Consider the following 10,494-nt stretch of genomic DNA (forward strand, 5'->3'; position numbering starts at 1 on the left):
CATCCCGAGACGCACAACAACCTCGCCAACGTGCTGCTGCGGCAGGGTCATGCGGAGCGCGCGATCAGCTATTACCGCACCGCAATCGAGATCAAGCCGGACTATGCCGACGCGTTCGGCAATCTGGGCAATGCGCTGCTCGAGCTCAATCGCCTGGAGGAGTCGATCGAGCAGAACAAGCGCGCGCTCGCGCTGAAGCCGGAGCGGTTCGGATCGCAGAACAATCTCGGCGTCGCCTATCAGGCGCTCGGCCGCTTCGAGGAGGCCACCGCAGCGTTCGAGCGTGCGCTCGAGCTGGCGCCGGACGAGGCGCCCGTTCATCTCAACCTCGCGAACATGCGCAAGTTCAAGCTGGAGGATCGCCGTCTGCCCGGCCTGCGGCGTCTGATCGGCCGGGTCGATGCGCTGGACGAGGAGAAGCAGATCGCGGCCCACTTCGCCATGGGCAAGGCGCTCTCCGATCTCAAGCAATATGACGAGGCGTTCGGGCATCTTGTGAAGGCGAACGCTGTGAAGCGGAAGACCTTCGACTATGACGAGCCGCAGCGGCTTGCGATGTTCGAGAACATCAGGACGAGGTTCACGCCGGAGCTGTTCTGCGCGAATGCCAGGGCCGGCGACGCGTCGTGGTCGCCGATCTTCATCGTCGGCATGCCGCGCTCGGGCACGACGCTGCTGGAGCAGGTGCTGGCCAGCCATTCCAAGGTGCATGGCGCGGGCGAGCTCGAGACCTTCAAGGAAGTGATCGGCGAATGCGCCAAGAGCCAGGCCATCGTTCCGGCCTATCCCGATCTGGTGCAGCAATTGTCGGCGGAACGCATCGCCGAGATGGGGCGCATCTATGCGACGCGCGTGCGCGCGCTGGCGCCGGAGGCCGGCTACATCGTCGACAAGATGCCGCTCAACTTCGCCTTTGTCGGGCTGATTCATCTGGCGCTGCCGAATGCGCGGATCCTCCATATCCGCCGCGATCCGCTGGATACCTGCGTGTCCTGCTTCTCGCTGATGTTCACCGGCAGCCAGCCCTTCGCCTACGATCTGGCCGAGCTCGGCCGCTACTATCGCGGCTACGAGGGCGTGATGGAGCACTGGCATAAAGTGCTGCCGCCGGGCGTGATGATCGACGTGCAGTACGAGGACCTGGTCGACGATCTCGAAGGCGTGGGCCGGCGCGCGCTCGCACATTGCGGGCTCGAATGGGAGGACGCCTGCCGCGACTTCCATGACACCAAGCGCACGGTGCGGACCGCGAGCCTGATGCAGGTGCGCGAGCCGCTCTATCGCTCGGCCATGGGCGGCTGGCGCCGTTACGCCAAGCATCTCGGGCCGCTGGCGGAAGCCCTCGGTGGAAACGAGCCGGCGAGGCTCGCCGAGGCGCTGTCCTGAGCGCGAAGGCTGCGCTCATGCGCCGATCGCGTTCCTCGTGACGACGTCGCGATAGAACGACACGCTGAGCTTCGGCGTCCGGCGCTGCGTCTCGTAGTCGACGTGGTAGACCCCGAAGCGCTGCGCGAAGCCGAAGATCCACTCGAAATTGTCCATCAGGCTACACAGGAAGTAGCAGCGCACCGGCGCGCCGTCGGCGATCGCGCGCTGCAACTGCATCAGGTAGTTGCGCAGATACATGATGCGGTCGAGGTCGTAGACCTTGCCGTCGGGCGCGATCTTGTCCTCGGACGACGTGCCGTTCTCGCTGATATAGATCGTCTCGATGTTCCAGACCTTCGCCGCCAGGAGCGGCACCCAATAGGCCGTCTCCGGCCCGATCCTGAGCCATTCGGATTCCATGTGCGGAAACGAGGCGGGGAAGGGCAGCACCTTGAATCCCCAACTGTGCTCGCCGGCCACGACGTAGAACTGCGGCGCGTAGATGTTGAGGCCGACATAGTCGATCGGCGAGCCGATGATCTTCAATTCCTCTGCGGTGAACTTCGGCGCGTCCTTGCCGGCATAGGTGAGATAGCCCTCGGTGTACTTGCCGCTCAGGATCACGCCGAGAATGCCGGCGTTCAACTCGCGCGTGGCGTTCTCGGCGGCGCGGACGTTTTCCGGCGTATCGATCGCCGGCACGCAGGCCGCGATGTTCTCGGCGATCCCGACCCGTGTGCCCGCGCGCGCCCGGGCGCGGATCGCCTGCACGGCGAGGCCGTGCCCCAGCACCACATTGTGGCGCGCCTGGTTCAGCTCGCCGACCGGCAATCTGAGGCCGGGGGCATCGATGCCGTAGCCATAGCCGAAGTTGAGGAAACGTCCGACCTCGTTGAGGGTGAAGAAGCTCTTGACGCGATCGCTGAGCCGCTCGGCGACATGACCCGCGTAATCGCCGAAGGCCTTCGAGGTCTCGCTGGACTGCCAGCCGCCGCAACGGTCCTGCAGCGCTTGCGGCAGGTCCCAGTGATAGAGCGTCGCGTAGGGCTCGATGCCGTTCGCCAGCAATTCGTCCAGCAGGCGGTCGTAGAAATCGAGGCCCTTGGGATTCGGTGCGCCCGTTCCGTCCGGAAACACCCGCGGCCATGCGATCGAGAAACGGTAGGCCTTGACGCCCAGCTCCCTGATCAGGCCGACGTCGCCCTTGTAGAGATGATAGTGGTCGTTGGCGCGGTCGGCATTGGTGTTGTCGCCGATGTGGCCCGGCGTGTGGCTGAAGGTGTCCCAGATCGAGCGGCCGCGGCCGTCCTCGTCGACGGCGCCTTCGATCTGATAGGCCGAGGTCGCCGTGCCCCAGATGAAGCCTTGCGGGAACGGTGCCGCAGCGCGCCGATCGGGGAAGGGCTCGGCTGGCCGGTCTTGCGGTGCCGCCGGCGTTGCCCCAAACCCGAGCGCGGAGGCGCCCGCCAGCGCCGCGAAATGCCGGCGCGTGAACCTACCGAGCATTGGCCTGGCCCACCATTTCCGTCTTCTCCGAATTCTGTGCCCGTTGGATCTGCTGGTACGGATCGATCTGATAGACAGAGATCCGGTCGATCTCGAAGGCGACGGTGTCCGGCGACATGCCGTCGACAATGCCCACCCCGCCGAAATATTTGGCGCCCATCGCGAGATTGACGATCATGTACATCGGATCGTCGAAGCCGACCGGCGCCTTGATGTCGGAGACCGGCTTGCGGTCGATGAAATAGACCAGGCGGTCGCGCTCCCACAGCATGCCGTAGTCATGGAAGCCGGTCGGCGCATCCGGCAGCAGGAAATCGAAACCGCAGTGCTCGATCTTCTGCGTCGATGGAATGCGCCAATGCGTCGTCATCACGATGTCGCCGGGGTGCTGGCCGCGTCCTTCCAGGATGTCGATCTCCGGCGGCCAGCCGCCGTCATTGGCAAGCAGCCAGAATGCCGGCCACACGCCGATGCCGGCCGGGATCTTGGCGCGGATCTCGAAATACCCGTATTTCTGCGCAAACGAGCTCTGGCTGGTCAGGATGCCCGACGTGTATTCGTTGTCGAACAGCACGGCCTTCAGTGCGGGCGGAATGCGGCTCGCCACGATCGACAGCACGCCGTCGTTGATCTTGAACGGATCGAGGCCGAGCGGGATCGCGGCACGGCCGGCGTAGCGGGGGTCGACGTAGATCTGCTGTTCGCCATTCCAGGCGTCCTTGCGCTTGACGTCGGAGTTCTCGCCGCCCCAATAGCGCGCCTCGGGCCAGGCGGCGCCGCCGGCGTAATGCGGCTCCCATTTGCCGCTCGACAGTGGGTGCTGGTCGAAATCGTCGTGAAAGGTCCGGTGCAGGGAGACCGGCACGAGATCGGCCGGTTCGATCTTCTCGACCATGCGGCAGGCATCGCCGGGAGCGTCGCGCGTGGCCAGCAGCGTGAGCTGGTTCGGGGCGGTCCTGACGCGGTCCTGCGGATTTTCCTGCGCGGAGGCGTGCGCGGCGAGCAGGAGGCAGCCGGCGGCAATGGTCACTTTCGAGGTCAAGACTTCCATCCCTGCCTGGTCGTCCGGAAACCCAGCCCGCTATTGTACAGGAGAATTGAGAGCAGGGTGTGTGGCATTTCAAGTCGTTGCGCGAGGCCGTTTTCAATATAGCACGATGCCGAGGCCAGATCAGAACCGCGCGGTCGCGATCAGCAGGATCGCGGTCTCGGCCACCTGCTCCAGCGCGCCGAGCACATCGCCGGTCTGGCCGCCGATCTGCCTCCTGGCGAACGCGGCAAGCCCGAGCGTGATCAGGCCCAGCACGATCAGCGCCACGATCGTGCCGCCCAGACCGAAGCCGAGCAGCAGGCAGACGGCGCCGAGCCCCATTGCGATCGCGGCGCTTCGTGCGGGCGGCGTCCCGGCACTGCTCGACAGCCCCTCCTGCCGCGCCGCCGGCACATAGCGCATGAACGGCGGCAGCAGCGCCCGCGCGCCGACATGGGCGAGCACCAGCGCGATCGTGACATAGCGCGGCTCGGACAGCGCGATCAGCGCGCTCCAGCGCACCAGGAACGACAGCGCGAGCGCCGAGCCGCCATAGGCGCCGAGCCGGCTGTCGCGCATGATCTCGAGCTTCTGCTCGCGCGTCGTGCCGCCGCCGAAGCCGTCGGCGGTGTCGGCGAGACCATCCTCGTGCATGGCGCCGGTGAGGAGCACGATGACGACGAGCAGGAGAGCCGCCGCCGGCTCGGTCGGTATCCGCAGCCGGGCCGCCAGCCAATAGACCGCCGCACCGATCAGGGCGATCAGCAGTCCGGCGACCGGAAACGTCCAGCTCGCCCGCGCGACGTCGCCGTCGTCGGCCGGCTTCATGGGACCGACTGGAAGCCGTGTGCAGAGCGCGATGCCGAGCCGCAACTCGGTCAACACACGCTGCGCCGTCTCGAGATACGCATCCATCGACTACTTCACCCGCATCGGCAATCCCGCAACCACGAGCTCCACCTCGTCGGCGACGCGTGCGATCGTCTGGTTCAACAGGCCGGCCGCATCGCGGAATTGCCGCGCCAGCGCATTGTCCGGCACGATGCCGAGCCCGACCTCGTTGGTCACGAGCACGACCGGGCTCGTCTGAGCGGGCAGGGCATCCGCCAGCGCCGCGGCCTCCTTCGCCCAGTCGCGCCCGCCGAGCATCAGGTTGGACAGCCAGAGCGTCAGGCAATCCACCAGCCGCGCGCCGCCGCCGTCGGTCTCCGCCAATGCGGCGACCAGCGCGAGCGGAACCTCGCGCTCCAACCAATGGCCGCCGCGTCGCGCGCGATGCCGCGCGATCCGCTCGCGCATCTCGGCGTCGAGCGCCTCCGCGGTCGCGAGATAGACGGGTTGGCCGGGAAAGTTCAGCGCGCGCGCCTCGGCACGCGTGCTCTTGCCGGACCGCGCCCCGCCGGTGATCAGGATGACCGCCATGACTCCACTCCCGCCCCGCACTAACCACCGATTCAGTTTCATGACAAAGGTTAATATTGCCGCGTCGGGACTTGCGCTGGCGAAGCAACCTTGCGCATCAAGGCTCCTCTCGTATGGAGACGTGGGCGTGGGTTTCGCGAGCGCGATGGTGGTGGCGATGGCGATCGATGCCGGGTTCGGCTGGCCCGGCGGGCTGTTCGCGCGCATCGGTCATCCCGTGAGCTGGCTCGGCAAGTGGATCGACGCGCTGGACCAAAGCTGGAATCGGGACACGCAGTCGAGCGAGACGCGTCGCGCGGCCGGCGCGGCTGCGGCCCTGATCGTGATCGCGCTGTCGGCCTTGTTCAGCTGGGCGATCCAGCTCGGCATGCCGCCGGGATGGAGCCGCACGCTGCTGCTCGGCGCGCTGGCCTGGCCTTTCATTGCCTTGCGCTCGCTGCACTATCATGTCGCCGCCGTCGCAGGCCCATTGCAGGCGGGCGATCTCGCCTCCGCGCGGGCGGCGGTGGCGAAGATCGTCGGTCGCGATCCCAATACGCTCGATGCAGCCGGCATCGCGCGCGCGGCGATCGAGAGTCTCGCGGAAAATGCCTCCGACGGCATCGCGGCACCGGTGTTCTGGGGGACGCTGTTCGGGTTGCCCGGCATCGTCGGCTACAAGGCGGTGAACACGCTCGATTCCATGATCGGCCATCGCACCGTTCGCCACGAGGCCTTCGGCTGGGCCGCGGCTCGCATCGACGACGTCGCGAACTTCTTGCCCGCGCGGCTTACCGGGCTGGTGTTCGCGCTGGCCGGCAGGCGTCCGAGGGAGGCGGTGGCCTGCATGATGCAGGATGCGCGCAACCATCGTTCCATCAATGCCGGCTGGCCGGAGGCGGCGATGGCCGCCGCGCTGGGTGTGCGGCTGTGCGGCCCGCGCTCCTACCACGGTGTGCTGGCCGACGAGCCCTGGCTCAACGGCGACGCCCGCGACCCCGGCGGCGCCGACATCGCGCGGGCGCTCGCGCTCTATCGGTACGCGATGATCGGGCTGGCCGGGCTTCTGGTGATCCTCGCCTTGCTTTAGAGAGAGGCCATGATGGAGCATGGCGGCAATCTCGATGTGGCGATCGCGCGTTTCGGCGGGCGCGTCGAGGACTGGATCGATCTCTCGACCGGCATCAACCGCCGGCCCTATCCGGTGGGCGGGGTGGAAGAACGGCACTGGCGCGCGCTGCCGTCGCGCGCCGAGGTCGACGCCCTGCATGAGGCGGCGCGGCAGGCCTATGGCACGACGGCACCGGTCCTCGCCACCGCCGGCGCGCAGGCCGCGATCCAGCTCCTGCCGCGTCTCGCGCCGCCCGGACGGGCGCGGATTCTCGCGCCCACCTATAATGAGTATGCGCCGGTGCTGAGGGAGGCGGGCTGGACGGTGGAGGAGGTCGAAGATTTCGCCGCGCTCGCAGGCGCCGATCTCGCGGTCGTGGTCAATCCGAACAATCCCGACGGCCGAGGCTCGGATCCCGCGCATCTGCTGGCGTCGTTGCCGCGCGTCGGTCGCCTCGTGATCGACGAGAGCTTTGCCGACGCGCAGCCCGGCCTGTCGCTGGCCGCGGAGGCGGGGCGGGCAGGGCTGTTGCTGCTGCGCTCGTTCGGCAAGTTCTTTGGCCTCGCCGGCCTGCGGCTCGGTTTTGTCCTCGGCTGCGAGGCGGATATCGCCGATCTCGCCGTGATGGCCGGGCCGTGGCCGGTATCGGGCATCGCCATCGAAATCGGCCGGCGCGCGCTGGCGGATCGCGCCTGGGCGGTGGCGACGACCGCGCGTCTGTTGCGCGACGCCGCGCGGCTCGATGCACTGGCGCGAGGCGCGGGCTGGAAGCTGGTCGGCGGCACGCCGCTGTTCCGGCTCTACGAGGTAGGCGACGCCACAGCCGCGCAGGAGCGACTCGGCCGCGCCCACATCTGGTCGCGCATCTTCGGAGGCCGGGCAGGGTGGCTGCGATTGGGACTGCCGGGCAGCGACGCGGAATGGGCGCGGCTCGAGACCGCGCTCGAGCCCTAAAACGCATGATGGTTCTGGATGAATGATGTGTCCGCGAGTTCGGTTCACCTCGCCCCGCTCGCGGGGAGAGGCAGTGAAGCCCGGACATCTCGATTTGAATGTCAAACAGCCATGACCCCGCATTCTCGCGGCGCTGTGCGTGCCCGAGCTTTGCAAGGCGAGACCCTCAGGAAGTGAGAGGGCGCAGGGAAGACCGGGCGCCGGCCGGCGCCCATGGCCCCCGTGCAACAAAGAACGCACGGGGTAGGAACCACAGGCTCAGCCGAGAACACCCGGCCTTCCCTGCGCAGTGTGCTACGGCTTATTCCGCGCTCTCCCCGGGGACCGGGCTTTCTTGCCCCCGTCGCCCGCGCGACGCGAAAGCGTCGTCGCGAGCTTGACACCAGCGTCGGGGTGCCAGGACCACGCGTCTTCACCGTCCGCGAAGGATCGTTCGTCGGCGCTCCAAAAGAAACGCTGCGACCCCTCGCGGCCACCGCTCCCCGCCTCCACGTCCGTGACGACCGCGAAGCGCCCCTCTGCACGAGGCGGGATGGGTGGGAAGATAATTCTGATTTAGAGAAATGTCAAGAGCCTGTTTCGAAAATCGGAAATAAGCTTCGAGCAGGCGTAGCCCGGATGAGCAAAGCGACTTCCGGGTAGGCGCGTGCTGGTCCCCCGCGTGTCGCTGCGCTCACGCGGGCTACGCGTCCAGCGCATAGGGCGGGTTGGTTGGCGACTTGTCCGCCGAAGCTCGTAGAGCGAAGGCGGAAGCGTAACTCGCGATCGTCGCTGTCATGATGCGGCGGATTACGCCTGCGGCTAATCCGCCCTGCGGGCTCGACCGATACCGGATTATGTGTACTGTCACCATCATAGCCGGAGCCTGCCAATGATCCCCACTATTACCGTCTTTGAACGCTCGCCCGATGGCGGCAGGGGTCTGGCGCGGGACATGCGGGTTCGCTGGGCGCTCGAGGAAGTGGGGCAGCCTTACGAGGTTCGTCCTGTCTCGTTCAAGGCGATGAAGGAAGGCGCGCATCTCGCGCTGCATCCGTTCGGGCAGATTCCGACCTATGAGGAAGGTGATCTTGCCTTGTTCGAGTCGGGGGCGATCGTGCTGCACATCGCGGAGCGCCATGCGGGCCTGCTGCCGGACGATGCGACGGCCCGGGCGCGCGCGATCACGTGGATGTTTGCCGCGGTCACCACGATGGAGCCGCCGATCGTCGAGCGCGAGATCGCCGTGCTGTTGGAGCGCGACGAGAGCTGGCACGCGCAGCGGCTGCCTCTCGTCGAGGGACGCATCCGTCATCGGCTGGGCGAGCTTTCCGCCCGCCTCGGCGATGCCGACTGGCTTGACGGCGCGTTCAGCGCCGGCGACCTCCTGATGGTGTCGGTGCTGCTCAGGCTGAAACGATCGGGCCTGCTGGAGGAATATCCGAACCTCGTCGCCTATGTCGCCCGCGGCGAGGCCCGGCCGGCGTACAGGCGTGCCTTTGCCGCTCAATTGGCGCTATTCACCGCCGGGTCGACCGGCTGATTCGGCGACGACGCGCAGGGTGGGTTAGTTAGCGACCTGGCCGCAGAAGCTCGTAGAGCGAAGGCGGAAGCGTAACCCGCCGATCGTCGCCTTGTTATCAGATGGCGGATTACGCCTTCGGCTAATCCGCCCTACGAATTTCCCGAAGCCGCCGCATCAGCGCGCCAGCGCTAATAGACCCTCGACGTCGAGATATGCCTCGACGTGATCGGCGAGCGCATCGAGCGTGCTTTCGACGTTGGCGCGATAGGATATCTCCGAGGCCGCAATGCCCAGTCCCTCGAGGAAGGCGCCGCGAAAACCATCCGACGCGAACAGGCCGTGCAGGTAGGTGCCCTGCACGCGCCCGTCCACTGACACGGCGCCTTCGGGCCTGCCATCGACGTGCGCGAAAGGGCGCGCGGTGTCCCGGCCTTCGCTGTGCCCGATATGGATCTCGTAGGCGCTGAAAGGCTTGCTGGTCCGGGCATGCACGGCCTCGACGCGGGTCAGGCTCTTTTGCACCGTCATCACCGTGGTGATGTCGAGCAGCCCGAGGCCCGGCATCTCGCCGGCCGGTCCCTCGATGCCCTCGGGGTCGGCGACGCTGCGGCCGAGCATCTGGTAGCCGCCGCAGAGGCCGAGCACCTCGCCGCCGCGTCTGGCATGGGCGAGCAGGTCGATGTCCCAGCCCTGCGCGCGCAGGAAGGCGAGATCGCCGCGGGTCGATTTCGATCCCGGCAGGATCACCAGTGCGGCGTCACCGGGAATGGCCTCGCCGGGCCGCACCATCACGAGATCGATGCCGGGCTCGAGCTTGAGCGGATCGAGATCGTCGAAATTCGCGATCCGCGACAGCGCAAGGCAGGCGACCTTGCGGCGGCCGGGTTTTCGCGCGTCGGCAAGGCCCAGCGCATCCTCGGCCGGCAGCTCGCCGGCCCTCGCGAACCAAGGCAGCACGCCGAACCCGCGCCAGCCCGTGCGTGCGGCGATCAGCCTGTAGCCGTCGTCGAACAGGCTGGGATCGCCGCGAAACTTGTTGATGATGAAGCCTTCGATCATGGCGGCGTCCTCGGGATCGATCACTGCCTTGATCCCGACCATCTGCGCAATCACGCCGCCGCGCTCGATGTCGCCGACCAGCATGACCGGAACGTCCGCGCATCGCGCAAACCCCATATTGGCGATGTCGTTGTTGCGCAGGTTGACCTCGGCCGGGCTGCCGGCACCTTCGACCAGCACGAGGTCGGCGCGCGCCTTCAGGCGCCCGAAACTCTCCAGCACCGCCGGCATCAGCGACGGCTTCAGTGCGACATAGTCGCGGGCGCGCAAGGTGGCTGTGCGCTTGCCCTGCACGATGAGCTGCGCGCCGCTATCGGTCTCGGGCTTGAGCAGCACCGGGTTCATGTCGGTGTGCGGCTCGACGCCCGCGGCCAGCGCCTGCAACGCCTGCGCGCGTCCGATCTCGCCGCCATCGACCGTCACGGCCGCGTTGTTCGACATGTTCTGCGGCTTGAACGGCAGCACGCGGATGCCCCGCCGCACGCAAGCCCGCGCCAGCCCGGCGACCAGCACCGACTTGCCCACGCTCGACCCAGTGCCCTGGAACATGAGGGCGCGGGC

Annotated in this window: 9 protein-coding genes; 4 read left to right on the plus strand and 5 right to left on the minus strand. The window is 67.3% G+C overall.

Annotated features, from left to right (window positions below):
* The coding region (locus JOY90_RS39880) for a sulfotransferase (protein WP_291696565.1) at positions 1–1,386 on the plus strand (1,386 nt) is incomplete at its 5' end.
* A 15-nt stretch (positions 1,387–1,401) separates the two neighbouring features.
* On the opposite strand, the gene JOY90_RS39885 is transcribed toward JOY90_RS39880, so the two are convergent.
* The 4 genes from JOY90_RS39885 to cobU form a co-directional block, all read right to left on the minus strand.
* Positions 1,402–2,874 (minus strand): GH1 family beta-glucosidase, encoded by a 1,473-nt coding sequence (locus tag JOY90_RS39885; RefSeq protein ID WP_291696566.1) that lies wholly within the window; start codon positions 2,872–2,874, stop codon positions 1,402–1,404.
* Positions 2,864–3,916 carry a glycoside hydrolase family 16 protein gene (locus JOY90_RS39890; RefSeq protein WP_291696567.1) on the minus strand — a complete coding sequence of 351 codons (1,053 nt, stop codon included), beginning with the start codon at positions 3,914–3,916 and terminating at the stop codon, positions 2,864–2,866. Before JOY90_RS39890 ends, JOY90_RS39885 begins: the two co-directional genes overlap by 11 nt.
* 129 nt (positions 3,917–4,045) lie before the next feature.
* Positions 4,046–4,819: an adenosylcobinamide-GDP ribazoletransferase gene (cobS, locus tag JOY90_RS39895; protein ID WP_291696568.1), complete on the minus strand. Its 774-nt coding sequence runs from the start codon at positions 4,817–4,819 to the stop codon at positions 4,046–4,048.
* A 3-nt stretch (positions 4,820–4,822) separates the two neighbouring features.
* A complete protein-coding gene (gene cobU, locus JOY90_RS39900; RefSeq protein ID WP_291696569.1) occupies positions 4,823–5,326 on the minus strand; it encodes a bifunctional adenosylcobinamide kinase/adenosylcobinamide-phosphate guanylyltransferase in 504 nt (167 codons plus the stop codon).
* 127 nt (positions 5,327–5,453) lie between these two features.
* Between cobU and cbiB the strand changes: the two genes are divergently transcribed.
* The 3 genes from cbiB (at position 5,454) to JOY90_RS39915 (ending at position 8,892) form a co-directional block, all read left to right on the plus strand.
* Positions 5,454–6,395 (plus strand): adenosylcobinamide-phosphate synthase CbiB, encoded by a 942-nt coding sequence (gene cbiB / locus JOY90_RS39905; RefSeq protein WP_291696570.1) that lies wholly within the window; start codon positions 5,454–5,456, stop codon positions 6,393–6,395.
* A gap of 9 nt (positions 6,396–6,404) precedes the next feature.
* On the plus strand, positions 6,405–7,370 hold the full coding sequence (gene cobD / locus JOY90_RS39910; protein ID WP_291696571.1) for a threonine-phosphate decarboxylase CobD: 966 nt from the start codon (positions 6,405–6,407) through the stop codon (positions 7,368–7,370).
* An 871-nt stretch (positions 7,371–8,241) separates the two neighbouring features.
* On the plus strand, positions 8,242–8,892 hold the full coding sequence (locus JOY90_RS39915; RefSeq protein WP_291696572.1) for a glutathione S-transferase family protein: 651 nt from the start codon (positions 8,242–8,244) through the stop codon (positions 8,890–8,892).
* Positions 8,893–9,048: 156 nt separating this feature from the next.
* On the opposite strand, the gene JOY90_RS39920 is transcribed toward JOY90_RS39915, so the two are convergent.
* Positions 9,049–10,494 (minus strand): cobyric acid synthase (locus JOY90_RS39920; protein ID WP_291696573.1); only part of this gene is annotated, 1,446 nt, incomplete at its 5' end.

The organism is Bradyrhizobium sp. (assembly GCF_019242285.1).
Taxonomy (GTDB): Bacteria; Pseudomonadota; Alphaproteobacteria; order Rhizobiales; family Xanthobacteraceae; genus Bradyrhizobium.

Bases quoted from the DNA above. Each gene is read 5' to 3' on its own strand.
- JOY90_RS39885 (WP_291696566.1), bottom strand. From the start codon at position 2,874: ATGCTCGGTAGGTTCACGCGCCGGCATTTCGCGGCGCTGGCGGGCGCC.
- cobS (WP_291696568.1), bottom strand. From the start codon at position 4,819: ATGGATGCGTATCTCGAGACGGCGCAGCGTGTGTTGACCGAGTTGCGG.
- cobU (WP_291696569.1), bottom strand. From the start codon at position 5,326: ATGGCGGTCATCCTGATCACCGGCGGGGCGCGGTCCGGCAAGAGCACG.
- cobD (WP_291696571.1), top strand. From the start codon at position 6,405: ATGATGGAGCATGGCGGCAATCTCGATGTGGCGATCGCGCGTTTCGGC.
- JOY90_RS39915 (WP_291696572.1), top strand. From the start codon at position 8,242: ATGATCCCCACTATTACCGTCTTTGAACGCTCGCCCGATGGCGGCAGG.